This is a genomic window from Micromonospora sp. NPDC023869, from assembly GCF_055559695.1.
Map to the genome: position 1 here is coordinate 62,882 of NZ_JBVHKD010000019.1, position 26,576 is coordinate 89,457.

At 72.5% G+C, this 26,576-nt stretch carries 21 protein-coding genes and 1 rRNA gene; 7 read left to right on the plus strand and 15 right to left on the minus strand.

Features of this window, described 5'->3' with window-relative positions:
• The first annotated feature begins 64 nt into the window (after nt 1-64).
• Both ACZ31C_RS31375 and ACZ31C_RS31380 read left to right on the plus strand, forming a co-directional pair.
• Entirely contained in the window at nt 65-283 is a 219-nt protein-coding gene (locus ACZ31C_RS31375; protein ID WP_093407559.1) for a DUF397 domain-containing protein, read from the plus strand.
• A 183-nt stretch (nt 284-466) separates the two neighbouring features.
• Nucleotides 467-946, plus strand: a complete 480-nt coding sequence (locus ACZ31C_RS31380; RefSeq protein ID WP_465798356.1) for a DUF4383 domain-containing protein — start codon at nt 467-469, stop codon at nt 944-946.
• A 36-nt stretch (nt 947-982) separates the two neighbouring features.
• On the opposite strand, the gene ACZ31C_RS31385 is transcribed toward ACZ31C_RS31380, so the two are convergent.
• The 7 genes from ACZ31C_RS31385 to ACZ31C_RS31415 form a co-directional block, all read right to left on the minus strand.
• Nucleotides 983-1,375 carry a GNAT family N-acetyltransferase gene (locus ACZ31C_RS31385; RefSeq protein WP_465798357.1) on the minus strand — a complete coding sequence of 131 codons (393 nt, stop codon included), beginning with the start codon at nt 1,373-1,375 and terminating at the stop codon, nt 983-985.
• Between the two features lie 70 nt (nt 1,376-1,445).
• Nucleotides 1,446-2,894, minus strand: a complete 1,449-nt coding sequence (obgE, locus tag ACZ31C_RS31390) for a GTPase ObgE (protein ID WP_465798358.1) — start codon at nt 2,892-2,894, stop codon at nt 1,446-1,448.
• A gap of 89 nt (nt 2,895-2,983) precedes the next feature.
• Nucleotides 2,984-3,238, minus strand: coding sequence for a 50S ribosomal protein L27 (gene rpmA / locus ACZ31C_RS31395; protein ID WP_120678837.1), 255 nt, complete (start codon nt 3,236-3,238; stop codon nt 2,984-2,986).
• An 11-nt stretch (nt 3,239-3,249) separates the two neighbouring features.
• Complete coding sequence (rplU, locus tag ACZ31C_RS31400) at nt 3,250-3,564, minus strand: 50S ribosomal protein L21 (protein ID WP_117229528.1); 315 nt, start codon at nt 3,562-3,564, stop codon at nt 3,250-3,252.
• Nucleotides 3,565-3,895: 331 nt separating this feature from the next.
• Nucleotides 3,896-6,916, minus strand: coding sequence for an Rne/Rng family ribonuclease (locus tag ACZ31C_RS31405; RefSeq protein ID WP_465798359.1), 3,021 nt, complete (start codon nt 6,914-6,916; stop codon nt 3,896-3,898).
• Between the two features lie 131 nt (nt 6,917-7,047).
• Nucleotides 7,048-7,767, minus strand: a complete 720-nt coding sequence (locus ACZ31C_RS31410; protein ID WP_396751149.1) for a TIGR03936 family radical SAM-associated protein — start codon at nt 7,765-7,767, stop codon at nt 7,048-7,050.
• Nucleotides 7,768-7,866: 99 nt separating this feature from the next.
• Nucleotides 7,867-9,852 (minus strand): TIGR03960 family B12-binding radical SAM protein, encoded by a 1,986-nt coding sequence (locus ACZ31C_RS31415; protein WP_465798360.1) that lies wholly within the window; start codon nt 9,850-9,852, stop codon nt 7,867-7,869.
• A 241-nt stretch (nt 9,853-10,093) separates the two neighbouring features.
• On the opposite strand from ACZ31C_RS31415, the gene ACZ31C_RS31420 reads away from it, so the two are divergent.
• Nucleotides 10,094-11,794: a hypothetical protein gene (locus ACZ31C_RS31420; RefSeq protein ID WP_465798361.1), complete on the plus strand. Its 1,701-nt coding sequence runs from the start codon at nt 10,094-10,096 to the stop codon at nt 11,792-11,794.
• A gap of 24 nt (nt 11,795-11,818) precedes the next feature.
• On the opposite strand, the gene ACZ31C_RS31425 is transcribed toward ACZ31C_RS31420, so the two are convergent.
• Both ACZ31C_RS31425 and ileS read right to left on the minus strand, forming a co-directional pair.
• Nucleotides 11,819-12,562, minus strand: coding sequence for a lysophospholipid acyltransferase family protein (locus ACZ31C_RS31425; RefSeq protein ID WP_465798362.1), 744 nt, complete (start codon nt 12,560-12,562; stop codon nt 11,819-11,821).
• Nucleotides 12,563-12,730: 168 nt separating this feature from the next.
• The gene (ileS, locus tag ACZ31C_RS31430; RefSeq protein ID WP_465798363.1) at nt 12,731-15,919 is read right to left on the minus strand and encodes an isoleucine--tRNA ligase; all 3,189 of its coding nucleotides are present in this window, start codon (nt 15,917-15,919) and stop codon (nt 12,731-12,733) included.
• Between the two features lie 400 nt (nt 15,920-16,319).
• On the opposite strand from ileS, the gene ACZ31C_RS31435 reads away from it, so the two are divergent.
• Nucleotides 16,320-16,760: a carboxymuconolactone decarboxylase family protein gene (locus ACZ31C_RS31435; protein WP_465798364.1), complete on the plus strand. Its 441-nt coding sequence runs from the start codon at nt 16,320-16,322 to the stop codon at nt 16,758-16,760.
• Nucleotides 16,709-17,635, plus strand: a complete 927-nt coding sequence (gene sigJ, locus ACZ31C_RS31440) for an RNA polymerase sigma factor SigJ (RefSeq protein ID WP_465798365.1) — start codon at nt 16,709-16,711, stop codon at nt 17,633-17,635. Before ACZ31C_RS31435 ends, sigJ begins: the two co-directional genes overlap by 52 nt.
• Nucleotides 17,636-17,669: 34 nt before the next feature.
• Here the strand turns inward: sigJ and ndk are convergent, their stop codons facing one another.
• The gene (gene ndk, locus ACZ31C_RS31445; RefSeq protein ID WP_350699706.1) at nt 17,670-18,095 is read right to left on the minus strand and encodes a nucleoside-diphosphate kinase; all 426 of its coding nucleotides are present in this window, start codon (nt 18,093-18,095) and stop codon (nt 17,670-17,672) included.
• Between the two features lie 143 nt (nt 18,096-18,238).
• Here ndk and ACZ31C_RS31450 point away from each other — a divergent pair, with 143 nt between their 5' ends.
• Complete coding sequence (locus ACZ31C_RS31450) at nt 18,239-19,768, plus strand: VOC family protein (protein WP_465798366.1); 1,530 nt, start codon at nt 18,239-18,241, stop codon at nt 19,766-19,768.
• A gap of 24 nt (nt 19,769-19,792) precedes the next feature.
• Here ACZ31C_RS31450 and ACZ31C_RS31455 read toward each other — a convergent pair whose 3' ends face one another.
• The 3 genes from ACZ31C_RS31455 to ACZ31C_RS31465 all read right to left on the minus strand — a co-directional run bounded on the left by ACZ31C_RS31455 (nt 19,793) and on the right by ACZ31C_RS31465 (nt 24,251).
• Nucleotides 19,793-20,254, minus strand: a complete 462-nt coding sequence (locus tag ACZ31C_RS31455; RefSeq protein ID WP_465798367.1) for a DUF4233 domain-containing protein — start codon at nt 20,252-20,254, stop codon at nt 19,793-19,795.
• On the minus strand, nt 20,251-21,522 hold the full coding sequence (locus ACZ31C_RS31460) for a bifunctional folylpolyglutamate synthase/dihydrofolate synthase (protein ID WP_465798377.1): 1,272 nt from the start codon (nt 21,520-21,522) through the stop codon (nt 20,251-20,253). Before ACZ31C_RS31460 ends, ACZ31C_RS31455 begins: the two co-directional genes overlap by 4 nt.
• A gap of 110 nt (nt 21,523-21,632) precedes the next feature.
• Nucleotides 21,633-24,251: a valine--tRNA ligase gene (locus ACZ31C_RS31465; protein ID WP_465798368.1), complete on the minus strand. Its 2,619-nt coding sequence runs from the start codon at nt 24,249-24,251 to the stop codon at nt 21,633-21,635.
• A 69-nt stretch (nt 24,252-24,320) separates the two neighbouring features.
• Here ACZ31C_RS31465 and ACZ31C_RS31470 point away from each other — a divergent pair, with 69 nt between their 5' ends.
• A complete protein-coding gene (locus ACZ31C_RS31470) occupies nt 24,321-25,004 on the plus strand; it encodes a hypothetical protein (RefSeq protein ID WP_465798369.1) in 684 nt (227 codons plus the stop codon).
• Nucleotides 25,005-25,018: 14 nt separating this feature from the next.
• Here ACZ31C_RS31470 and ACZ31C_RS31475 read toward each other — a convergent pair whose 3' ends face one another.
• Together ACZ31C_RS31475 and rrf are read right to left on the minus strand one after the other, a co-directional pair.
• On the minus strand, nt 25,019-26,263 hold the full coding sequence (locus ACZ31C_RS31475; RefSeq protein WP_465798370.1) for an MFS transporter: 1,245 nt from the start codon (nt 26,261-26,263) through the stop codon (nt 25,019-25,021).
• A 216-nt stretch (nt 26,264-26,479) separates the two neighbouring features.
• Nucleotides 26,480-26,576: ribosomal RNA gene (gene rrf / locus ACZ31C_RS31480) — 5S ribosomal RNA — on the minus strand; the annotation flags it as partial.

Consider the following 26,576-nt stretch of genomic DNA (forward strand, 5'->3'; position numbering starts at 1 on the left):
CTTATCCTGCCCGATGAGGCATCGAACGAGCTTCCCCATTTCCCTGTACTGGAGGACTGACGCAATGACAGCGCACCCCAAGGGTGACTTCGACCTCTCCCGGGCGGTCTGGCAGCGGGCCGAGGGCGACACCTCGGAGGCGGCGGTGGAGGTCGCCTTCGTCGACGACCTCATCGGTATGCGCAACTCCGCCGAGCCGGACGGTCCGGTGCTGGTGTTCACGCAGGCCGAGTGGGACGCCTTCGTCGCGGGCGCCCAGGACGGCGAGTTCGACCTGGACTGAGCCCACCGCCGGTCGCCCCGGTCGGCGGGTTCGTCCCGCCGTGCCGGACCGGGGCACACGGTGCGCAGGGCCCCACCAGAGTCGTCATTTCTCCGGAGTCGCCCCCGACGGCGGCGCACATGCGAGATCGTCGGAGCCGGGGAACCACCCCGCGACGGTCGCGGGCTCACGGAGGTGACGACGATGGCGCACAGGTCGCTGGAGAAGCCGACCCGGCGCAGAACCCGCGCCCAGCTCGCCGCCCTGGTCCTGGCGGTGGTCTTCCTCCTGATCGGGGTGCTCGGGTTCGTTCCCGGCATCACCACGAACTACGGCGAGTTGTCCTTCGCCGGCCACCACTCCGAGGCGAAGCTACTCGGCGTGTTCCAGGTCTCGGTCCTGCACAACCTGGTCCACCTCGCCTTCGGGGTGGCCGGTCTGGCGCTGGCCCGCAGCGTGGCCGGGGCACGTCTGTTCCTGATCGGCGGCGGCGCGGTGTACCTGGTGCTCTGGATCTACGGCCTGGTGGTCGTCGACCGGGCGGGTGCCAACTTCATCCCGGTCAACGGCGCGGACAACTGGCTGCACCTGGGCCTTGCCCTGGGGATGCTGGTCCTCGGTCTGCTGCTGTCGAACCGCGCGGGCACCGGCGGACGGCTGGACGACCCGCTCGACCGCCCCTGACCCGGGCACGACCACGCGGTCCGGCGGCGGGACCGCTCAGGCGGCGACCGGCAACCGCTTGGCCAGGTACGCGCCGACCGGCGCGTACCCGCAGGACCGGTAAAGCGCCCCGGCCACCGGCCCGTACGCGCCGACGGCCACCCGCAGCACCGCGCAGCCCTGCCGGAAGGCCACCTCCTCCAAGGCGACCAGCAGGTGCCGGGCGATGCCCTGCCGCCGGTACGCGGGCCGCACGTACAGTCCCGACAGCTCACCGAGGCCGTCGCCGAGGTCGTGGACGCCGCCGCAGGCCACCGCCCGCCCGTGCAGCACGGCCACCAGGTGTCCCCCGTCGTCACGCGGACCGCCGGTCGCACCGAGTTCGCGCCGCCACGCGGCGACGAGGGTGGCGACCTCCGGGTCGGTGGCGGGGCGGGACTGGATCAGCATCCCGCCACGCTAAGCCGTGGGGTTTTCGCCAAGGTTTCTGGCAGTTGTACCCGTTTCGCCGAGCAGCGTGCTATTCGGCGTCGTCCGGCGTCGGCGCCGCCTCCACCTCGTCCGCCGGCCGCTGCCGGCGGGCCTTGCGGGCCGCCAACCGCTCCGCCGCGCTGGCCCGGTTCGTCTTCTCCTCCAGCCGCTCGTCGCGGCCCCGGGAACCCGGCACGTAGTCGGCCCCGGCATAGAGGGTCGGCCGCCAGTCGAACTCCCGGTCCGCGATGCGTACCAGGTCGCCCGGCTGGGCACCGGCCTTCGCCAGCTTCTCCTCCACACCGAGCCGGGCCAGCCGGTCGGCGAGGTAGCCGACCGCCTCGTCGTTGTCGAAGTTCGTCTGGCGTACCCACCGCTCCGGGCGGCCACCGAGCACCGTGTAGGAGCCGTCGTCCTGCACCTCGACGGTGAACCCGGCGTCGTCGACCGCCCGGGGGCGGATCACGATCCGGGTCGGCTCGGCCGGCGGCACGGCGGCCCGCGCCTGCTCCACCAGCTCGGCCATCGCGTAGGTGAACTCCTTGAGACCTTCCCGGGTCGCCGCCGACACCTCGAAGATCCGCAGGCCGCGCGCCTCCAGGTCGGGCCGGACGATCTCGGCGAGGTCCCGGCCGTCGGGCACGTCGACCTTGTTCAGGGCCACCATGCGCGGCCGGTCGGCCAGACCGCCGTACTCGGCCAACTCCGCCTCGATGGTGTCGATGTCGGCCAACGGGTCCCGACCCGGCTCCAACGTCGCGGTGTCGATCACGTGCACCAGCACGGCACACCGCTCGACGTGCCGCAGGAACTCCAGCCCCAGGCCCTTGCCGGTGGCCGCGCCCGGGATCAGACCGGGCACGTCGGCGACGGTGAAGGTGTGGTTGTCGACCCGCACCACGCCCAGGTTCGGCACCAGCGTGGTGAACGGGTAGTCGGCGATCTTCGGCTTGGCGGCCGAGATCACCGAGATCAGCGACGACTTCCCGGCCGACGGGAAGCCCACCAGGCCGACGTCGGCGACGCTCTTGAGCTCCAGCACCACGTCCAGTTGCTCACCCGGCTCGCCCAACTCGGCGAATCCGGGTGCCTTCCGGCGGGCGTTGGCCAGCGAGGCGTTGCCCCGGCCACCCCGCCCGCCCCGGGCCACCTCGAAGGTGGTGCCGGCGCCGACCATGTCGGCCAGCACGGTGCCGTCGGCGGTCTGCACGACCGTGCCGTCCGGCACGGTGAGCACCAGGTCGCCGCCGTTGGCGCCGTCCCGGTTGGAGCCCGCACCGCCGCGACCGTTGGGCGCTTTGACGTGCGGGCGGAAGTGGAAGTCGAGCAGCGTGTGCACCTGCGGGTCGACCACCAGCGACACACTGCCGCCGTGGCCGCCGTTGCCGCCGTCGGGGCCACCGAACGGCTTGAACTTCTCCCGGTGGATCGACACACAGCCGTGCCCGCCGTCGCCGGCCTGCAGGTGCAGGACGACCCGGTCAACGAACGTCGTCACGCCGCAATCCTTCCAGCGGGGCGCGACCCCGCGTGAGAAATGACGAAGCGGGCCGGGACATCAGGTCCACGGCCCGCTTCGCCTCGAAGCTACTGCTGCGGCACGATGCTGACGGTCTTGCGACCGCGCTTGGTGCCGAACTGGACCGCACCGGCGGACAGCGCGAACAGCGTGTCGTCGCCACCACGGCCGACCAGGTCACCGGGGTGGAACTTGGTGCCACGCTGCCGGACGATGATCTCGCCCGCGCTGACGACCTGACCACCGAAGCGCTTCACGCCGAGCCGCTGGGCCGCGGAGTCACGGCCGTTACGCGAGCTGGACGCACCCTTTTTGTGAGCCATCTGAGGACGACCTACTTCCCGCTGGAGATGCCGGTCACCTTGACCTGGGTCAGCGGCTGGCGGTGACCCTGGCGCTTGTGGTAGCCGGTCTTGTTCTTGAACTTGTGGATCCGGATCTTCGGGCCCTTGGTGTGCGCGGCGATCTCGCCGGACACCTCGACCTCGGCGAGCTTGGCCGCATCGGTCACCAGGTCGTCACCGTCGACGAGGAGCACCGCGGCGAGCTTCACCGCGTCGCCGGGGGCACCGGCGAGCTTCTCGACCTCGATCACGTCGCCTTCGGCGACCTTGTACTGCTTGCCGCCGGTCTTGACGATCGCGTACATCGGAGGCGGACTCCCTGTCGTTGAGGCTGCTGGCGGTCGTCCCCGCGGCGGCTCGCCGGGTAGCAGAGGCACGGCGGCGCGGGCACACGGGAACTCGGCACACCAAAGTGCGCCGCAGGTTAGCGTACGCCATGGTCGGGGCCGGTCCCAAACCGGGCCACCCCCACCGGGCCGGGTCAGCGCTCGGCCATCGGCCGGTCACCGGCCGTGGCGTTATCGGCCGGGCCGCACCGGTACCACGATAACGCCGGAGCCCCGCCGGCGGATGTCACCGCGGGCGGGGCTCGTCGACGTCGGGGCGGCGGACCGGGTCCGGCTCACCGCCACGTGGTCAGGGTCGGGTACGGCGGCGCGCACCACCACGGCGGGAGCGACGGCGGCCGGTGCCACCCTCGGCACCCTCCTCCTCGTCGCTCTCGCCCAGCGCGTCCGGGTCGTCCGGAGCGGCCAGCCGGGCCGACTCGCCCTGCTGGCTGTCGGCCACGTCCGGGGCGGCCGGGGTGTCCGTCTCGTACCGGGACAGGTCGTAGCCCATCGTGTCGTGGTAGTCGGCGTCGGCTGTGGCGGTGGTGGTCTCCTCGGTGTCGGTGACCTCGACCACGGTCCGCTCGGCGGCGCCCTTCCGACCGCGACGCCGCGACGAGCCGCTGGTCTGCTCGGCGGCCGGCGCGACCGAGGCGACCGCCTTCACCTTCTCCGTGCCGCCGGAGCGCGGCTTCTCCGGCACCGGCTCGGTGTGGATCACCAGGCCCCGGCCCTTGCAGCAGTCGCAGGTCTCGCTGAACGCCTCCAGCAGACCGGCACCGATCCGCTTGCGGGTCATCTGCACCAGACCCAGCGAGGTGATCTCGGTGACCTGGTGCTTCGTACGGTCCCGGCCCAGGCATTCGGTCAACCGGCGCAGCACCAGCTCCCGGTTCGACTCCAGCACCATGTCGATGAAGTCGATCACCACGATGCCGCCGATGTCGCGCAACCGCAGTTGGCGGACGATCTCCTCGGCCGCCTCCAGGTTGTTGCGGGTGACCGTCTCCTCCAGGTTGCCGCCCGCGCCGGTGTACTTGCCGGTGTTGACGTCGACCACGGTCATCGCCTCGGTCCGGTCGATCACCAGGTGACCGCCGGAGGGGAGGAAGACCTTGCGGTCGAGCCCCTTGAGGATCTGCTCGTCGATGCGGTAGGCGGCGAACACGTCGGTGGTGCCCGCGTGCCGGCGCAGCCGGGCGACCAGGTCCGGCGAGACGTGCGACAGGTACGACTCGACCATGTCGTACGACTGGTCGCCCTCGATCACCAGCTCGCGGAAGTCCTCGTTGAACAGGTCTCGGACCACCCGGATGACCAGGTCCGGCTCCTCGTAGAGCAGCACCGGCGCACCGCCCTCGGTGGACTTGGCCTGGATGTCCTCCCACTGCGCCTGGAGCCGCTTGACGTCGCGGGCCAGCTCGTCCTCGCTGGCCCCTTCGGCGGCGGTCCGGACGATCACGCCCGCACCGTCCGGCACCAGCTTCTTGAGCGCGTCACGCAGCCGCTTGCGCTCGGTGTCCGGCAGCTTGCGGCTGATCCCGGAGGCGTTGCCGCCGGGCACGTACACCAGGTGCCGACCGGAGAGCGCGACGTGACTGGTCAGCCGCGCGCCCTTGTGCCCGATCGGGTCCTTGGTGACCTGCACCAGCACCGAGTCACCGGACTTGAGCGCCTGCTCGATCGAGCGGGCCCGCCCCTCCAGGCCGGTGGAGTCCCAGTTGACCTCGCCCGCGTACAGGACCGCGTTGCGGCCCCGGCCGATGTCGACGAACGCCGCCTCCATGCTCGGCAGCACGTTCTGCACCTTGCCGAGGTAGACGTTGCCGGCCATGGTCGCGGCGGAGTTGCGGGTCACGTAGTGCTCGACCAGCACACCGTCCTCCAGGACGGCGATCTGGGTGCGGTCGCCGCGCTGGCGTACCGCCATCACCCGGTCGACCGCCTCGCGGCGGGCCAGGAACTCCGACTCGCTCAGGATCGGCGGACGGGTCCGGCGCTGCTCGCGGCCGTCCCGGCGGCGCTGCCGCTTGGCCTCCAGCCGGGTCGAGCCGGAGACGCCCTGCACCTCGTCGACGGTGCGGCGCGGCTCCCGGATCTTCACCACGGTGGGTACGCCGTCGTCGGCACCGCCGTCGGTGTCGCCGGCCCCACGGCGGCGGCGACGACGCCGACGCCGGGTCATCCCGTCGCCGTCGCCCTCGTCGCCGCTCTCGTCCGACTCGGTCTCGGCCTCGTCCGCGTCGCTCTGGGCGGCCTCCTCGGCCTCGTTCTCCTCGGCGTCGTCGAGGTCCTCGGCGCCGCCCTTGCCCCGGCCCCGGCCCCGGCGGCCACGCCGACGGCGACGCCGTCCCGAGCCGTCCTCGTCCTCGTCGTCGGCGGCCTCCTCGGCCTCCGCGGCGGGCTCCTCCTCGACCTCGACCTCCACCTCGGCGGCGGGCTCCGGCTCGGGCTCCCGCCGACCCCGACGGCGACGCCGGGTCGGCTCGGCCGGTTCCTCGGTCGGCTCCTCAGCGGCGGCCGGTGCGGCAGCGGCCGCAGCGGCGGCGGCACTGGCGGCGCGGGCTGCGGTGACCTCCTCCGGCGCCATGAACAGCACCGTCGGCGCGGTGAGCGCGGCACGCCGGCGGCGGGACCGGGGCTCCGGTGCCGGCTCGGTCGCGGCCTCCTCCGCCGTGGCCTCCCCCTGCGGGGTCACCGGCTCGGCCGGGTCGGTCTCGGTGGACTCCACCGGCGCGGCGCCCTCGGTAGGCAGCGCGGCCGAGCCGAAGTCGGTACCGGCCGCAGGTGCCGGCTCCTCGGCCACCGTCTCCTCGGCGACGGCCGGGACCTCGGCCGTCGGCGGGGTCGCCTTCTTCCGACGGGTACGCGTCACCTTGACCGGTGGTACGACGTCCCCACCGGCCGCCTCGACCTCGGCTGCGGCCAGCGGCTCCTCAGCGGCCTTCGACGCGGTGGTGGCCTTGCGGCGTCGCCGGGGCGTCTTCGGCGCCTCGTCCAGGTCACCGGAGACCGGGGCGAAGACCTCCGCCTGCGGGGCCTCCGAGCTGCCCGGTGTCGGGGTGCTGGACGCCTCGATCGGGGCGTCGGTCTGCTCCGCCTGGGTGACCGGGGTGGCCCGGCGACGGGTGGCCCGCCTGCGGGGCGGTGCCTCGGCGGCGGACGGGCTGCCCAGGTCGGCCGCGCCGCTCACGGTGCCGGAGGTCTCCCCCGACGCGTCGGGGGCCGCCGGTGCGGCGCCCGCCGTGCCGGTGGTGCTGTCGTCAGCGGTCTCGCCGGCCGGGTTCGCACCGGTCCGTTCGCCGCCCTCGGGCTCGTTCTCGAGCATGGACGTTCTCCAGTTCTGGCTGCCCCGGGCGCGGGTGAGCGCTGCCACGCAGGGTCGCCGCAAAGGTGTTTCCCCGGGCGCACGGGCGTGCGCGACCGGCGAAGTCTGCCTGTCTGAGCACCGACCGTCGGTCAGCGCCCGCCGATGGTTGCCCCGTCGCGGTCCGCGTCCAGCGGATCCACGATCGCACCCTGCGCGGTCAGCGTGCCCTGAGCCAGCCGGGTCACCTTCGGGGCTACCGGCGGCTCCAGGCCGGCCACCACGCGGAAGCCGGAAAGGACGTCATCGGGCCGTACGGACGGGGTGACCTGCCGCACGACCAGTTCGAGTATCGCACACGGTACGGCCGGGGCCACGGAAGGCGTCGCCGACGAGGTGATCATATCGATCCGGGTGACGGCGACGCGGGCGTCGAAGGTCCGCCGCCCCTGCTTGGTCATCCGCTCCACCAGCACCTCGTCGGCGGCCAGGAACGCGGTCACCGCCTTGGCCAGGACCTCGGGGTCCACCTCCGGCAGTTCGATCCGCCAGTGGGACGCCTGGATCCGGTCGGCCAGACCGCTGCCGGTGGCCACCACCGCGTCGAGCACGTCGAGGCCGGGCGAGAGCGCCGTGTCCAGCGCCTCGCGCAACTGTGCCGGGTCCACCGGCTCGCGCAGGCCGATCTCCAGGTACTCCGCCTCGCTGGCGACGCCGGTCGGCGCGGCGCTGGCGTACGAGATCTTCGGGTGCGGGGTGAACCCCTGGGAGAAGGCCACCGGTACGCCGGCACGGCGCAGCGCCCGCTCGAACGCCCGGGCGAAGTCCCGGTGCGAGGTGAACCGCAGCGGGCCGCGCTTGGCGTACCGGATGCGGACGCGCTGGACGACCGGCGCCTGGCCGCCCTCGGGCTGAGGTTTCCTACTGATCGTCCTGCTCCTCGGTGTCGGGCCCCACCCGGGGCCCCGGGGTCACTGTTGCGCGCCGGTGGGCAGCTTCAGACCGTTGACCGGGGTCAACGGGAGCAGCTTCCGGCCGGTCGGGCCGATCTGGATCTCGGTGTCCATGGCCGGGCAGACGCCGCAGTCGAAGCAGGGCGTCCAGCGGCAGTCGTCCTGCTCGTACTCGCTGAGGGAGTCCTGCCAGTCCTGCCAGAGCCAGTCCTTGTCCAGGCCGGAGTCCAGGTGGTCCCAGGGCAGGACCTCCAGCTCCTCGCGCTCGCGGGTGGTGTACCAGTCGAGGTCCACCCCGAACCCGGGCAGCACCTCGGTGGCCGCCTCCACCCAGCGCTGGTACGAGAAGTGCTCGCTCCAGCCGTCGAACCGGCCGCCGTTCTCCCACACCCGGCGGATCACCGCGCCGACCCGGCGGTCACCCCGGGACAGCAGGCCCTCGATCAGCGAGGGCTCACCGTCGTGGTAGCGGAAGCCGATCGCCCGGCCCAACGAACGGTCCGCGTTGATCGCCTGCTTGAGCAGCTTGAGCCGGTGGTCGATGACCTCCGGGCGCTGCATGGACGCCCACTGGAACGGGGTGTGCGGCTTCGGCACGAACCCGCCGATGGAGACCGTGCAGCGGATGTCCTTCGAGCCGGTGGCGGCCCGACCGGCCCGGATGACCTCGTGGGCCATGTCGGCGATCTCGAGGACGTCCTCGTCGGTCTCGGTGGGCAGGCCGCACATGAAGTAGAGCTTCACCTGCCGCCAGCCGTTGGTGTACGCGGTGACCACGGTGCGGATGAGGTCGTCCTTCGACACCATCTTGTTGATCACCTTGCGGATCCGCTCCGACCCGCCCTCGGGGGCGAAGGTCAGACCGGTCCGACGGCCGTTGCGGGACAGCTCCTGGGCGAGATCGATGTTGAACGCGTCCACCCGGGTCGACGGCAGCGACAGCGACACGTTGGTGCCCTGGTACTGCTCGGCGAGGCCGGAGCACATGTCACCGATCTCGGAGTGGTCGGCGGAGGACAGCGACAGCAGGCCCACCTCGTGGAAACCGGAGAACTCCAGCCCCTGCTGCACCATCTGCCCGACCGTGGTGATGGACCGTTCCCGCACCGGACGGGTGATCATGCCCGCCTGGCAGAACCGGCAGCCCCGGGTGCAGCCCCGGAAGATCTCCACCGCGTACCGCTCGTGCACCGTCTCGGCGAGCGGGACCAGCGGCTTGCGCGGGTACGGCCAGGCGTCCAGATCCATCGTGGTGCGCTTGTGCACCCGGAACGGCACGTCCGCCCGGTTCGGCACGACCCGCTGGATCCGGCCGTCGGGCAGGTAGTCCACGTCGTAGAAGCGCGGCACGTAGACGCTCTCGGTGCGGGCCAGCCGCAGCAGCAGCTCGTCCCGGCCACCGGGCGAGCCCTCCGCCTTCCACTCCCGGACGATCGCGGTGATCTCCAGGACCGCCTCCTCGCCGTCACCGAGCACGGCGGCGTCGACGAAGTCGGCGATGGGCTCCGGGTTGAACGCGGCGTGCCCGCCGGCCACGATCACCGGGTCGGCGTCGGTGCGGTCGGCCGCGAGCAGCGGAATACCGGCCAGGTCGATCGCGGTGAGCAGGTTGGTGTAGCCCAGCTCGGTGGCGAACGAGACGCCGAACAGGTCGAAGTCACCGACCGGGCGGTGCGCGTCGACGGTGAACTGCGGCACCTCGTGGGTACGCATCAGCCGTTCCAGGTCCGGCCAGACCGCGTACGTCCGCTCGGCGAGCGTGTCGGGGAGCTCGTTGAGCACCTCGTAGAGAATCTGCACGCCCTGATTGGGCAGGCCCACCTCGTACGCGTCCGGATACATCAACGCCCAGCGCACGGTCGCGGAGTCCCAGTCCTTGACCACCGCACCCAGTTCGCCACCGACGTACTGGATGGGCTTGGTCACCTGGGGCAACAGCGGCTCCAGCCGGGGCCAGACGGAATTGGCCGCGACGGCACGCGGAGTGGTGGACGGGACGCTCATGATGCCCAAGGGTACGCGCCCGCCCACCGGCCACCACGCCACACCTGGCCGAGGAGTGCTCCACCGGAATCGGTCCTCGTCCGCACAGCATCTGCCGGATGTGGCTGTCGGCCGTCACCTGGTGGCCGGTGGTCACCGGCCACCGTCACCGGGCGTGGGCACGGACGTGGGTACCGGCCTGGTTCGGCCCCGGTGGCACCCCGGTACTAACCTCGGGTCGGCGTGAGAGGAGATTGCCGCGATGCCGGAGCCGCAGCCGGGAGCAGACCGGCCGGTCGACGGGAACCGTCCGGACACACACCGGAACGGGGAGTCAGCGGTCACCCAGGAGCAGACCCTCGACCCCGCACCGCCTGCCACCACCTCGGCGGCGGACGAGACCCAGCCGGTCGGCGACGCCGACCCGACCAGTCCCGCCGAACCGTCCCGCCCCACCCCACCAGCCGCACCGCTCGACCCGACCCGAGCCGAGGTCGCGCCCGATCAGACGCGGGTCGAGCCCGACCCGACCCGAGCCGAGGTCGCCCCCACCCGGGCCGGAACCGCGCCCGACCCGACCCGGCCGGTGGACGAGATCGACTCGACCCGGCCGGTGACCGAGGCCGACTCGACCCGGCCCGCCGACGAGGCCGACGGGCGGCACGACTCGACGCCGTCCGAGGACGACGCGCGTACCACCGTGGCACCGCCTCCCGAGGTCGGTCCGCAGGGCACCCGGATGATGCCCGAGGCGACGCCCGTGCCCGATGCGACGGCTGTGGAGGAGCCCGCGCCGCGCTGGAGCGGGTCGGCCGCCGTACCGCCGCCACCGCCGCGCCGTCGCGTCTGGGGCCAGTCCGCCGAGCCCACCCTGCTGCCGCCGGTGGCGCCGGCCGACGCGCCGGAGCACCAGACCCCGGTGGACCCGTGGGCCGGCGTCGACACCAGCGGCTGGCATCTGCCCTCGTCGGACATGCCCGCCCTGCCGCCTCCCACGTTGTCCTACCCCGCACCGCCGGCGACCCGGTCCTACACCCCCGTACCGCCGCCGGTCTCACCCGCGCCGCCAGCGCACCGGCCCGCCGCGTACCCACCGCCGGTGTCGTCCGCCCCACCGGCACACCAGCCGGCCGCGTACCCACCACCGGTCTCACCCGCGCCACCGGCACACCAGCCCGCTGCGTACCCGCCGCAGGCCGGCCGTCCCGCCCCGCCGGCACCCGCCGCGCCGATGCGGCCGCCGACGGCGCCGGGTCGTCCGCAGCCGGTCGCGCAGCCGCCGGTGCGACACGCTCCGCCACCGGCCCCACCGGTCGCTCCGCCGCCGGTGCGGGGCTGGCGGGGCCGCAAGGCCGGGCCTCCCGCGCCGCCGCCGGGCTGGCAGGCGCCCCCGGGGTACGCCCGTCGCCGCAAGCGCCGCCGCTGGCCGTGGGTGCTGCTGCTGACGATCGCCTGCTGCTGCGGCTGCCCGGCCTACTACGGGGTCCCGATGGCCAGCCAGTACCCGGCGAGCGCCTCGCTGCCGAGTCAGGTCGCCGACCTGGAGCTCCGCCAGGACGACCGCAGTACGCAGGCCGCCCGGCAGTTGGAGTCACAGGTGCGGCAGGCGCACCTGCTCGCCGACGGCACCTTCGCCGGTATCTATGCCACCAGCGCCGGCAAGCAGGTCACCGTCTTCGGCGGCACCGGCTTCCGCTTCGCCCCCTCGGCCGACGCCGACAGCGAGATCGAACGGCTCACCCAGCAGTACTCGCTCGGCGAGGCGCAGGTCGTGGAGACCGGCGTACGGGGACGGCACGAGCGGTGCGCCGTCGGCACCGTCGACGGCGTCGGGGTGGTGGTCTGCACCTCGGTCGACCACGGCAGCATCACCAGCGCGGTCTTCACCGGTCTCTCGGTGGACGACAGCGCGCAACTGCTCGCCACGATGCGGCGGCAGATCGTCTCGACGAACGGCGGCTGAGCGGGGGTCGCCTCGGTCCCTCGCTCAGCCCGCGGTCGGCTGACCCGGAGTCGACTCACCCGTGGCAGGACCGTTCGGCGTCGGCTCGCCCGGTGTCGGCGGCTTCGCGCGCGGCGGGGCGTAGCGCGGGACGTACTCCTGGCCGGTGAGCTTCTGGATCTCGGCCATCAGCTCGTCGGTCATCTCCCGTAGCGACGTGCGGTCCGCCGGGCGGCCGGTGAAGTCCAGCGGCTTGCCGAACCGTACGGTGATCTTCGTGCGCCCGGGTCGCGGCATCCGCGCGCCGATCGGCTGCACCTTGTCGGTGCCGATCATGCCCACCGGGATGATCGGGACACCGGCGGCCAGCGCCAGCCGGGCGGTGCCGGTGCGTCCCCGGTACAGCCGGCCGTCCGGCGAGCGGGTCCCCTCGGGATAGATGGCGACCAGGTCGCCGCCCTGGAGAGCGGGGATCGCCGCGTCGAAGGCGGTCAACGCCGCCCGCCCGCCGGCCCGCTCGACCGGGATGGCACCCAGGCCGTTGAGCACGAACCGGTGGAACGCGCCCTTCGCCCCGGTGCCCTTGTAGTAGTCCGACTTGGCCCAGAACGCCAGGTGCCGTGGCACCACCGTGCCGAGGAACAACTCGTCGGCCACGGACAGGTGGTTACCCGCGAAGATCGCGCCGCCGGACGCCGGGATGTGCTCCAGCCCCTCCACGTTCGGTTGGAAGGCCAGCCGCAGCGCCGGGGCCACGGTGTACCTGCCGATGGTGTAGAGCAGCGGCACTGGTCCTCCGGCGGATCGAGTGGGGTAGGGGCGGTGTCACCGTAGCGGACCGTCGCACGCCGACCTGCGCGAGGTGGTGCCGGTCCGCAGGCTGGATGAGATGTAAGGAAGGGTCCCCTACTAACGCCTGGTGTATAGAAGGGGACCCTTCCTAACGTCGACTCATCCTCACACGCGACGCACCGCGACAGTCACCTGCTCGCCCTCGCCGACCTCACCGGCGAAGCCGTCCAACTCGTCGGCGAAGTCGACGCTGTCCGCCAGCACCTCGCGGGCCACGAACTCGGCGTACCCGGACACCGCCGCGCGCACCTCCGCCGAGGCCGACACCGACACCACGATACGGTCCGAGACGTCCAGGTCGGCGTCGCGGCGGGCCTGCTGGACCACCCGTACGACGTCCCGGGCCAGCCCCTCGGCGGCCAGTTCGGGGGTGACCACGGTGTCCAGCACCACCACCCCCTCACCGCCGGGCAGCGGGGCGGAGTGCTCGGCGTCGGCCGCGACCAGCCGCAGCTCGTACTCGCCTTCGGCCAGGGTGACCCCGGCGGCGACCGGGGCGCCGTCGACCAACTCCCACTCCCCCGCCTTGACCGCCTTGATCACCTGCTGCACCTGCTTGCCGACCCGGGGACCGAGCGCCCGGGGCACCACGGTGAGCACCTGCTGGCAGTACGCCGACACCTCGTCGGTGAAGACGACCTCCTTCACGTTGACCTCGTCGGCGACCAGGTCGGCGAAGGGTCGTAGCTGCTCGGCCGCCGGGCTGGCCACGGTCAGCCTCGCCAGCGGCAGCCGGACCCGCAGGCCCTTGGCCTTGCGCAGCGACAGTGCCGCCGAGGCGACCGCCCGGGTGGCGTCCATCGCGGCCACCAGCTCGTGGTCGACCGGGAAGTCCTCGGCGCGCGGGAAGTCGGTCAGGTGCACCGACCGCTCGCCGGTCAGCCCGCGCCAGATCTCCTCGGCGGTCAGCGGCGCCAGCGGCGCCACCACCCGGCACAGCGTCTCCAGCACCGTCCAGAGCGTGTCGAACGCCTCGGTGTCACCCGCCCAGAACCGGTCCCGCGAACGACGCACGTACCAGTTGGTCAGCGCGTCCAGGTAGGACCGGACGGTGGCGCAGGCCCCCGAGATGTCGTACGCGTCCATCTGCGCGCCGACCGTGTCGACCAGCTCGTTGGTCTTGGCCAGCACGTACCGGTCGAGCAGGCTGCCGGCGTCGGTCGCCACCGCGTCGGTCTTGCGCCGCGCCTGGTACCCGTCCGCGTTGGCGTACAGCGAGAAGAAGTACCAGACGTTCCAGAGCGGCAGCAGCACCTGCCGCACGGCGTCCCGCACGCTCGACTCGGTGACCGGCATGTCCCCGCCCCGCAGCACCGGCGACGACATCAGCATCCAGCGCATCGCGTCCGACCCGTACGAGTCGAAGACGTGGTAGACGTCCGGATAGTTGCGCAGGCTCTTGGACATCTTGCGCCCGTCCGAGCCGAGCAGGATGCCGTGGCTGAGGCAGTTACGGAACGCCGGCCGGTCGAACAGCGCGGTGGCCAGCACGTGCATGGTGTAGAACCAGCCCCGGGTCTGCCCGATGTACTCGACGATGAAGTCACCCGGGTAGTGGTTCTCGAACCAGTCGCGGTTCTCGAACGGGTAGTGCACCTGGGCGAACGGCATCGAGCCGGACTCGAACCAGCAGTCCAGCACCTCCGGCACGCGGCGCATCATGGACCGGCCCGTCGGGTCGTCCGGGTTGGGGCGGACCAGCTCGTCCACCGCCGGCCGGTGCAGGTCGGTCAGGCGTACGCCGAAGTCCCGCTCGATCTCCTCCAGCGACCCGTACACGTCGACCCGGGGGTGGTTCGGGTCGTCCGAGCGCCACACCGGGATGGGCGAACCCCAGAACCGGTTGCGGCTGATGGACCAGTCCCGCGCGTTGGCCAGCCACTTGCCGAACGAGCCGTCCTTGATGTGTCCGGGCGTCCAGTTGATCTGCTGGTTCAGCTCGACCATGCGGTCCTTGAACGTCGTCACCGCGACGAACCACGACGACACCGCCTTGTAGACCAGCGGGGTGTCGCAGCGCCAGCAGTGCGGGTACGAGTGGGTGTAGGTGTCCTGCCGCAGCACCACCCCCCGTTCCTTGAGCTCCCGGATCACCGGCTTGTTGACGTCGAAGACCTGCTCGCCCTCGTACGGCGGGACCAGCCCGGTGAACCGGGTGTGGTCGTCGACGGTGACGATGGTCGGGATGCCGGCCGCGTTGCAGACGTTCTGGTCGTCCTCGCCGAAGGCCGGGGCGAGGTGCACGATCCCGGTACCGTCCTCGGTGGTCACGAACTCCGCGCCGAGCACCTGGTACGCCTGCGGCCCGGCCTGCTCGGTGAGGAAGTCGAACAGCGGGGTGTACCGCCGCCCGACCAGGTCGGCGCCGCGTACCGTGCCGACCTGCCGGTATTCCTCCAGCTCCTTCGCGTACGCGCCGAGACGCCCGGCGCCGACGACGTACCGTTCGCCGTCGCGTTCCAGCACCGCGTACTCGATGTCCGGCCCGACGGCCAGCGCCAGGTTCGATGGCAGCGTCCACGGCGTGGTGGTCCACACGCCCAGCCGGACCGGCCCCCGGAGCAGTTCCGGCGCGGACTCGTCGGCGGTCAGCGCGAACCACACGGTCAACGTGGGGTCGTGCCGGTCCCGGTAGACGTCGTCCATCCGGGTCTCGGTGTTCGACAGCGGCGTCTCACACCGCCAGCAGTACGCCAGCACCCGGAAGCCCTCGTAGATCAGACCCTTGTCGTGCAGGGTCTTGAAGGCCCACATGACGCTTTCCATGTAGTCCAGGTCGAGGGTCTTGTAGTCGTTGGCGAAGTCGACCCAGCGGGCCTGCCGGGTGACGTACCGCTCCCAGTCCTGGGTGAACTCCAGCACCGAGGTGCGGCACGCCTCGTTGAACCGGGCCACGCCCAGGTCGAGGATCTCCGCCTTGCTGGTGATGCCGAGCTGCTTCTCGGCCACCACCTCGGCGGGCAGGCCGTGGCAGTCCCAGCCGAAACGCCGCTCCACCCGCCGGCCGCGCATGGTCTGGTAACGCGGCACCACGTCCTTGACGTACCCGGTGAAGAGGTGGCCGTAGTGCGGCAGACCGTTGGCGAACGGCGGGCCGTCGTAGAAGACGTACTCGTTGTCGGCGGAGCCGCCGCCGGCGGCGGACGACTGCCGACCGGAGGCGGGACGCTGCTCGACGCTGGCCTCGAAGGTCTTGTCGGCCGTCCAGTGCTCCAGCACCCGGCGCTCGACCGCGGGCAGGTCCGGGCTGGCCGGGACGCCGGTGGCGGTCGGGTCGTGCAACGGATAGGCCATCGGGGGTCGCTCTCCTCGCTGACGCTCACTGTCGTGTGGGTCTGCGAGGACGAGCCGTCACCGGTACGCCGTCACCGGCGCCCCGGGCCGGGCCCGCGGTACCACCCCGCTTGGTGGTCGGAGTACGACCACCCGCTCGTTGGCCGGCTGTGACGGGCCGGACCCGTCCGGTTCTACTGAGCCGGGGCGACCCGGCCGTTCTTCCGGAGGCTCACCGGTGATAGCCGGATCATCGCCATACCCACCCATGATACCCACGCCGCCCGTCCCCCTCCTCCCGATAACCCCGCCCCGCCGAGCGTCACCGAGCGCATGACGGGCGTCACAGCGTCGACCTGTCACGCCCCGACACGCCCCGCCCGTCGTGGTGGTGTCGGAACGAGATACCGGGAGGGTTGTCATGCAGCGGATGAACGTGGCCAAGGTGGCGCCGGAGGCGTTCGGCGCCGTGATGGGGCTGGAGAAGTACGTCCGGGCGAACGTGGACCACACCGTGCTGGAGCTGGTGAAGCTGCGCGCGTCGATCCTGAACGGCTGCGCGTTCTGCGTCGACATGCACAGCCAGGAGGCGCTCGGCGCGGGTGAGTCGAGCCGGCGGCTGTTCGCGGTGGCCGCCTGGCGGGAGGCGCCCTTCTTCGACGAGCGGGAACGCGCCGCGCTGGCGTTGACCGACGCGGTCACCCGGCTCGGCGAGCACGGGGTGCCCGACGACGTGTGGGAGGACGCGGCGAAGGTCTGGCCGGAGAAGGCACTCGCCGATCTGGTCCTGGCGATTGCCACAATCAACGTGTGGAACCGGATCGCGGTGACCTTCCGCAACGATCTCCCGTCGGACGACTGAACCCGGCCGAGGCGGCGGAGGCGGCCGGTGCGCTCGACGCGCACCGGCCGATGCTGCTCGGCCTGGCGTACCGGTTGCTGGGCAGCCGGTACGACGCCGAGGACGTGCTCCAGGAGACCTACCTGCGCTGGGCCCGCGTCGACCGGAGCCGGGTCGCCGAGCCACGCCGCTACCTGTCCCGGGTGGTGACCCACCTGTCCATGGACCGGCTGCGGGCCCGGCAGGCCAACCGGGAGGCGTACGTCGGGCAGTGGCTGCCGGAGCCGGTACCGACGACACCGTCACCGTTCGGTCCGTTGGAGCGGGCCGAACTACGCGACTCGCTCTCCACCGCGCTACTGCACCTGCTGGAGCGGCTCACCCCGCCGGAGCGCGCGGTCTATGTCCTGCACACCGCGTTCGAGCTGCCGTACGCCGAGATCGCCGAGCTGCTCGACCGTTCCGCCGAGGACTGCCGGCAGTTGCACCACCGAGCCGCCGCCCGGATCGGGCGCGAGCAGCGCCGGTTCACCGCCGACCGGGCGGAGCAGGAGCGACTGTTGGAGGCGTTCGTCGCCGCCGCCGGTGAAGGCGACCTGCGGCGGCTGACCGAGCTGGTGGCCGCCGACGCGACCGCGTGGAGCGACGGCGGCGGTCGGGTGAGCGCCGCCCGCAACCCGATCACCGGCGCGGACCGGGTGGTCCGGTTCCTGCTCGGCGTCCGGGAGAAGGGCTGGCCGCTCACCGTGCACCGCACCGAACTCAACGGCCAGCCGGCCGCCGTGGTGGTCACCGCCGGCGGCGCCCGGTACGCGATCACGCTCGGCACGGCCGACGGTCGGATCACCGACATCTTCCTGGTCGCCAACCCGGACAAGTTGCCCTGGGCGAGGTAAGCCGGCCCGTCGCTGGGCCGGCCCGTCGCGGTCGTCAGCCCAGCTCGGGGAACCAGAGCGCCAGCTCGCGCTTGGCGCTGTCCGGGGAGTCGGAGGCGTGCACCAGGTTCTCCCGGTTGGACAGCGCGAGGTCGCCCCGGATGGTGCCGGCGGCGGCCTTGCGTCCGTCGGTGGCGCCGATCAGGCCCCGCACCACGTCGATCACCTGGTCGCCGGAGAGCACCAGCGCGACCAACGGACCGCTGGTCATGAACGTCTTCAGCGGCGGATAGAACGCCTTATCCACGTGCTCGGCGTAGTGCTCGTCGGCCAGCGCGGCGTCCATCGTCCGGGACGCCATCGCGTCGATTCGCAGCCCCTTACGCTCGAAGCGGGAGACGATCTCGCCGACCAGGCCGCGGCGGACCGCGTCGGGCTTGATCAGTACGAGCGTGCGCTCGTCCGGGCTGCTGCTGGACACGCTGGGTTCCTCCTGAGGGCGTAAGCCGGTCGGGCTCGGTACGGTCAGCCTAGCGACCCGGTCCCGGCCCCGGCGCGGTGGTCGGACCTTCCCCCGGCCCCCGATCCGGCCTAGCCTGGCCCTGACCACCCGGGAGGTCCACTGTGGCGAACGGCGGGAACCGACCCATCGCACCGGTACGCAAACTGATCGCGGCGGTGCTCGGCACCGTGGCCAGTTTCGTCGTGCTGTTCGGCCTGGGCATGACGAGCTGGGCCATCGTGGCGCTCGGTGTCGCCCTGCTGGTGCTGGCGATCGCGCTGGCCACCGTACGCGGCGGCGGGCGCACCTGGGTCGTCGGCGCCGGGCACGTGCACAGCGCCTCCGAACCACCCACCCAGTACGCCTTCGGCCGCTGCGAACTCCAGCTCGTGATCGACGCGCCCGGGCTCCCGCCCCGGTCCAAGAAGATCATCGAGCCTCGGGTGCCGGTGGCCAAGTGGCCGTCGCTGGGTCAGACGCTGCCGATCCGGGTGGCACTGGACGACCCGCGACACGTGCGGGTGCTCTGGGACGAGGTGCCCACCCACGCCGAGGCCGGCACCGCCGACCTGCCGCCCGAGTTCGCCGACGAGTTCACCGGGCAGGTCCCGCCGGACGAGGTGCTGATCGGGCAGCAGGCCCCGCCGTGGGCCGACCGGCCGCCGGAGGACGACTTCCACGACCCGCTGGGCGACCCGCTCGGCGCTCCGCTCCGGGACGACCCGATCGAGCCGGTCGAGCCCCGGGACCCGATCCGGGTCCGCCAGCGCCCCGGCGGACCGGTGGTGCTGGAGGGCACCGTGGTCGAGCAGAGCAGCGACAGCCCGTTGCCCCGGCGCGCCACGCCCGCGCCGCGCACCCCGGCCGAGGAGCGGTTCGCCGCGACCGCCACCGCCCCGGAGGAGACCGACCTCTTCGCCGACCTGCCGCTCGACGACCGCCCCGGCACCGCGCCGACCGTCGGGCGACCGGCCGCCCCGCCGCCCGCCCCGACGGGCCCCCTCGACCCGCTGGACCTGCCGCTGGACGACCCGTACCCGGTGACCGGCGAGCGCACCCGGTCGGCACCACGCGAGGACGAGCCGATCCACGCGGCGGCGGCGACCCCGCGCACCGCGTCCGCCTCAGGCACGGCAGCGACGCCGAGTACGCCGACCGACGAGGACACGGCGACCGACGCCGGGGACAGCGCCGGGGCCGACGATCTGCCGGTCGACGACCGGGAACTGGACGAGGCGATCTTCGGTTTCGACCCGGACGCCGCCGACCCGGCCGCCCCGATCAGCGGCGTGGGCATCACGTTGCTCGTCACCGAGCTGCCCCGATCGTTGGAGTTCTACCGGGACCGGCTCGGCTTCCGCGAGGTCGACCGGGGCAACGGCAACGCGGTCCTCGCCTCCGGAGCCACCCGGCTGGTGCTGCGCGAGGTGACCGGCGCCCAACCGATGAACCGGCGGCTGGTGCACGTCAACCTCGACGTCGACGACATCCAGTCGGCCTACGAGCGGATGCGTGACTCGGGCGTCCGCTTCACCTACGCGCCCCGGGTGGTCAACCGGGGCACCAAGCTGGAGGTGTGGGCGGCGGCGTTCCGCGACCCGGACGGGCACGGCATCGCACTGACCCAGTGGCGGGAGCGCGCCGAGGCGTGACCCGCCGGCCGGCACGGACGCCGGTCAGCCCAGGATCACCCGCCGGACGTGCAATGCGTACGCCCACACCAGCGCGAAGATGACGCCCAGCGCGAACAGCGCCCAGTGCAGCAGCCCGGACAGCAGCAGCAACCCCTGCAACACGGTGCCGGCCTGCCACGCCCAGGGCCGGCGCATCAGCCCGGCTAGCAGCGCCGCCAGCACGGCCAGCGTCACCACCGCCGCGAGGGCCGGACCTCCGAGGTCACCGCCGACCACCCGGATCGGCTGGATCGCCAGCAGCAGCACCAGCGCCTCCAGCGCGAGGGTGCCCGCGCCGAGTCCGCGTACCGCCCGCTGCGGATCACGCAGCCCGGACCGGCGCTGCCCCGGCGGGCCGTCACCGTCCGTCCCGGGCACGCCCTCGGGCTGCCCCGATCCGGCACCGCCACCGGTGATGGTCTCGGGGGTCTCGTCCGGGCGGGCCGGGCCCGTCGGCCCGCTCATCGCTTCAGCAGTCGGCGGGCGTCGGCCACGGTCACCACCGAGCCGGTGACCAGCACCCCGACCCCGGCCAGTTCACCCGGTACGTCCTCCTCGGCCAACGCCACCGCCGCCTCGATCGCGTCCGGCATCTCCTCGGCGACCTCGACCCGGTCCGGCCCGAACACCTCGGCGGCGAGCGCGGCCAACTCCTTGGCCGGCAACGCCCGGGGCGAGCTGTTGCTGGTCACGACCACCTGGTCGACCACCGGTTCCAGCAGTTCCAGCAGGCTGGCCGCGTCCTTGTCGGCCAGCGTGCCCACCACCGCGACGAGCTTGCTGAACGCGAACTCCTCCTGCAACGCGGTGACCGTGGCCGCCATCCCCTGCGGGTTGTGCGCGCCGTCCAACAGGATCGTCGGGGCGGTCCGCACCCGTTCCAGGCGGCCCGGCGAACTGGCCGTGGCGAAGCCCTCGCGGACCGCCTCCAGGTCCAGTTGCCGCCGCGCCCCGGCGCCGAGGAACGCCTCGACGGCGGCCAGCGCCAGCGCCGCGTTCTGCGCCTGGTGCGCGCCGTGCAGCGGGACGAACACCTCCTCGTACACCCCGCCCAGACCTTGCAGGGTCAGCACCTGCCCGCCGACGGCGACCGCCCGACGCAGCACGCCGAACTCGGAGCCCTCGCGGGCGACGGTCGCGCCCACCTCGGCGCAGCGTTGCAGGATCGGCCGGGCGGCCTCCTCCTCCTGCGCCGCGCAGATCACCGTGGCTCCCGGGTGGATGATGCCGGACTTGGCGACCGCGATGTCCTGGAGCGTGTCGCCGAGCCACTCGGTGTGGTCCAACCCGATCGGGGTGAGTACGCACACCCCGGCCTGGATCACGTTCGTGGCGTCCTCGGCACCGCCGAGACCCACCTCGACCACGGCGATGTCCACGGGCGCGTCGGCGAACGTGGCGAACGCCAACGCGGTGGTCATGTCGAAGTAGGTCAGCGGCTCCGCCGACCGGTCGTCCACCAGCTCGGCCAGCGGCTTGATTTCCTGATAGACCGAGGCGAACCGGGCCTCGTCCACCGGCTCGCCGTCCAGGCTGATCCGCTCCCGGACGGTCTCCAGGTGCGGGCTGGTGTACCGGCCGGTGTGCAGCCCGAACGCCCGCAGCAGCGAGTCGATCATCCGGGCCGTGGAGGTTTTGCCGTTGGTGCCGGTCAGGTGGATCGACGGGTACGCACGCTGCGGGCTGCCCAGCAGGTCGAGCAGGGACGAAATGCGGTCCAGCTCGAAGACCATCCGGGTGAAGCCGCGCCCGGCAAGCTCCGCCTCCGCCTGCGCGAACGCGGCGTGCGCGGCCCGGTCGCCACGGCCCCGGCCGCGCTCGGTGTTCTCGGTACGGTCGTCGCTCACGAGGGCAACGCCTCCAGTGCGGCGTCGATCCGGGCCAGGTCGGCCTCGGCGACGGCCAGTCGTTGACGGATCTTGGCGACGACCGGCTCGGGGGCCTTGCCGACGAACGCTGGATTGTCCAGCTTCGCCCGGGCCTGCCCGGCCTCCTTCTCCGCCGCCGCGCGGTCCTTGGTCAGCCGCGCGCGTTCGGCGGCCACGTCGATCGAGCCCCGGGTGTCCAGCGCGACGCTGACCTCCCCCGGCATGGCCAGCGTGGCGCTGGCCTGGAAGTCGTCGCCGGCCGCGTCCAGCCGGGCCAGGGACCGGATCAGCGGCTCGTGCGCCGCGACACCAGCGCCGGCCAGCCCGTCGAGCCGGGCGGCGACCCGCTGGGTCGGGCGCAGGCCCTGGTCCGAACGGAACCGACGGACCTCGGTGACCACCCGTTGCAGGGTGGCGACCTCCGCCTCGGCGGCGTCGTCGACGAGCGCCCGGTCGGCCGCCGGCCACGCCGCGGTGAGCAGCGTCTCGCCGCCGGTCAGCGCGGTCCACAGCTCGTCGGTGACGAACGGGATCACCGGGTGCAGCAGCCGCAGCAGGTGGTCCAGCACGTGACCGAGGACCCGACGGGTCACCTCGGCCGCCTCACCGCCGCCGGCGAGCACCGGCTTGCTCAGCTCGACGTACCAGTCGCAGACGTCGTCCCAGGCGAAGTGGTAGAGCAGGTCACAGACCTTGGCGAACTCGTACGCCTCGAACTGCTCGTCGACCTCGGCGGTGACGTGCGCCAACCGGGACAGGATCCACCGGTCGACGGTCGACAGCTTGTCGGCGGTCGGCATCGGCCCGCTGGCGTGCGCACCGTTGATCAAGGCGAACCGGGTGGCGTTCCAGAGCTTGTTGCAGAAGTTCCGCGAGCCCTGGCACCACTCCTCGCTGACCGGCACGTCCCCACCCGGGTTGGCGCCCCGGGCCAGCGTGAAGCGGGTCGCGTCGGCACCGTACCGGTCGATCCAGTCCAGTGGGTCGACGACGTTCCCGAACGACTTGGACATCTTCTTGCCGTGCTCGTCACGGACCATGCCGTGCAGGGCGATCACGTCGAACGGCTGCTTGCCGTCCATCGCGTACAGGCCGAACATCATCATCCGGGCAACCCAGAAGAAGAGGATGTCGTAACCGGTCACCAGCACGCTGGTCGGATAGAACTTGGCCAGGTCCGGGGTCTGCTCCGGCCAACCGAGCGTGGAGAACGGCCACAGGCCGCTGGAGAACCAGGTGTCCAGCACGTCCTCGTCCTGGTGCCAGCCCGCACCGGTCGGCGGCTCCTCGTCGGGTCCGACGCAGACCACCTCGCCGTCCGGGCCGTACCAGACCGGGATCCGGTGGCCCCACCAGAGCTGGCGGGAGATGCACCAGTCGTGCATGTTGTCGACCCAGGCGAAGTAGCGCTTGGCCAGCTCCGCCGGCTCGATCCGGACCCGCCCGTCGCGCACCGCGTCACCGGCCGCCTTGGCCAACGGCGAGGTGTTGACGAACCACTGCAACGACAGCCGGGGCTCCACCGTGGTGCGGCACCGGGAGCAGTGCCCGACGGCGTGCACGTACGGCCGCTTCTCGGCGACGATGCGGCCCTGCTCGCGCAGCGCCGCGACGATCGCCGGGCGGGCCTCGAACCGGTCCAGCCCCTGGAACGGGCCGGGCGCGGTGATCACACCCCGCTCGTCCATCACCGTCAGCGCGGGCAGGTCGTGCCGCTGCCCGATCTCGAAGTCGTTCGGGTCGTGCGCCGGGGTGACCTTCACCATGCCGGTGCCGAAGGACGGGTCGACGTGGGCGTCCCCGACGATCGGGATCCGCCGCCCGGTCAACGGCAGCTCGACCTCGGTGCCGATCAGATGCCGGTACCGCTCGTCGTCCGGGTGCACCGCCACCGCCGTGTCACCGAGCATCGTCTCGGCCCGGGTGGTGGCCACCACCACGTCGTCGCTGTACCGGATCGAGACCAGCTCGCCGTCGTCGTCGGAGTGCTCCACCTCGATGTCGGAAAGCGCAGTCAGGCAGCGCGGGCACCAGTTGATGATCCGGTTAGCCCGGTAGATCAGGCCGTCGTCGTACAGCTTCTTGAACATGGTCTGCACGGCGCGGGACAGGCCCTCGTCCATGGTGAAACGCTCGCGGTCCCAGTCCACCGAGTCACCGAGGCGGCGCATCTGGCCGAGGATGGCCCCGCCGGACTCCGCCTTCCACTGCCACACCCGCTCGACGAACTTCTCCCGGCCCAGGTCGTGGCGGGACAGGCCCTGCGCGGCGAGCTGCCGCTCGACCACGTTCTGGGTGGCGATGCCGGCGTGGTCCATGCCGGGCAGCCAGAGCGCCTCGAAACCCTGCATCCGCTTACGCCGCACCAGGGCGTCCTGCACGGTGTGGTCCAGCGCGTGGCCCATGTGCAGCGAGCCGGTCACGTTCGGCGGCGGGATGACGATGGTGAAGGGCTGCCGCTCGCTCTCCGCCGACGCCCGGAAGCGACCGTCGGCTACCCACTGCTCGTACCGTCGCTGCTCTACCTCGCCGGGCTGGTACTGGCCGGCTAGGGTCGGGGCATCGAGGCGTCGGGCATCCAGGTTCTCGGTCACCCTCGAAGTCTACGGAGCGCTTCGGCGGACCCGACGTGCGCCACCTGTGGTTCGCGTACGGTGTCGGCTATGTCCGACGCGCGCCGCAGCCTCCACCACCTCGACGACGGCACCCCGCTGGTCGACCTGACCGCCGAGCCCATCGAGCTGGACCAACCCGCGGCGGCGGCCGGCCCCGAACGGCGTGCCGTCCGGTCCCGGCGCTGGCGGATCACGGTGGCCCTGATCGCGGTCCTCGTGTTCGCGGGCGTCGGCACCCTGGGCTCCTGGGGCTGGCGGATCATGCAGCAGAAGGACGCCCGGATCAGCACTCCGGGTGAGGTCGCCGGCCTGCGCCAGGACACCAGCGACCGCGCGGTCAGCACCGCCGACTACCTGCGTAGCGGCCTCGCCGCCGACATCCGGCTGGACAGCAGCTTCGGCGCGGTCTACCAGGACCCGGCCGACAGCGCCCGCTCGGTGCTCCTCTTCGGCGGCACCACGCTGCTGTGGCAACCGGAGCGGGACCTGGAGAGCCTGTTCACGCTGATGGGCGACGAGACCGGCGCGATCGACGGCCTACGCACCGTCTCCCCGGGCCGGCTCGCCGGGGTAATGAAGTGCGGCAGCACCAGCGGCGAGGGCGGTGACTTCGCGGTCTGCGGCTGGGCCGACCACGGCAGCGTGGTGCTCGCCATGTTCCCGTCCCGCTCGATCGACGAGTCCGCCGGGCTGCTGCGACAGATCCGCGAGGCCGTGCAGACCCGGCACTGACGCCCGCCGTCGGGTCACCGCCCGCCGGCCCGCGCCACCGGCGTGGCGAGCGCCGCGAGCCCGACCAGGACGCACCCCGCACCGGCGAGCAGGCACACCAGGGGTACGCCGTACCCCTGCGCGCCCCACGTCACCACCGCCGCGCCGATCGGGCCGAGCGCGTAGTGGGTCGCCCAGAACACCGAGGTGACCCGGCCGAGCAGATGATTCGGCGTCACCTCCTGTCGCAGCGACAACGAGCAGATCGCACCGATCGCCACCCCGCCGAGGTACACCGCCGCCAGGGCCGCCACCGCCGGCACCGTACCCGCCGACCCGACCGCCGCGACGGCCACGCCCGCCACCACCATGCTGCCCGACCAGGTGGGCCCGAACCCGATCCGTCGGCGCAACGGCGCCACCACCAGCGAGCCGAGGACCGTGCCGAGCGCGGCGAGCCCCAACACCGCGCCGACGGTACGCTCCGACCCGCCCAGGTCGTGCCCGACGTGATAGATCAGCACGTCGTCGAGCCCGTAGGTGAGGAACAGGAACGCCGACAGCAGCAGCGTCAGGCTCCGCAGCACCGGATGCCGCCAGAGGAACCGGGCACCGTCCAGCAGCTCGCCCCGCAGCGCCGCCAGAGTCGTCGCGGTCCGTTCCCGCCGGGCCTGCCGCAGCCGTACGGCGGTCAGCCCGACCGCCGACACGGCGAAGCTCGCGGCGTTCACCGCCACCGCGGTGGTGTACCCGAAGCGCGCCGCCACCAGACCGGCCAGCAGCGGTCCCCCGATCCCGGCGACCGCGTAGCTCGCCGACAGCTTGCCGTTGGCCTCGGTGATCCGCCCGACGTCGACGAGCCCCGGCACCGCCGCCACGTACGCCACCCGGAACACCATCCCCACGGCGGCACTCGCCGGCAGCACGAGATAGAGCAGCCAGAGCTGCGGTCCCCACAGCCACGCCACCGGTACGGCCGTGAACAGCACCGCCCGTGCGAGGTCACCACAGATCAGCAGACGACGCCGGTCCACCCGGTCGGCCAACACCCCGGCGAACACGGCCGTGACCACCGACGCCACCCCCGCGACCGCAGTGAGCAGGCCCATCAGTGCCACCGACCCGGTGACCTGGAGCACCAGCAGCGGTACGGCCACCGACGCGAACCCGTCACCGACCACCGACACCGTCTGCGCCGCCCAGAACACGGTGAAATCCCGGCTACGCCACAGCCCCGACCTCGTTCTTCCGGAGTGCGCCGTCTCCTCGGATACCGGCATTGCTCCCGGCACTGGGCCCGGCATCGTCCGGTCGTGTGCTGGTGGCCCGGGGCGGTCGGTGGGCGCCGTCACTCGCGTGACGCTAGCGGCCGGCGGGCCGACGCGCTGTCCCGGTTCTGGCTGCCACGATCGGGCTTTAGCGGTCGGGCTACAGCGGTCGGCCCATAAATGCGTTTAGGGCCACCCCCAGTGGGGGTGGCCCTAAATCGAGAAGATGTCCGGCGGTGTCCTACTCTCCCACACCCTCCCGGGTGCAGTACCATCGGCGCTGGAGGGCTTAGCTTCCGGGTTCGGAATGTGACCGGGCGTTTCC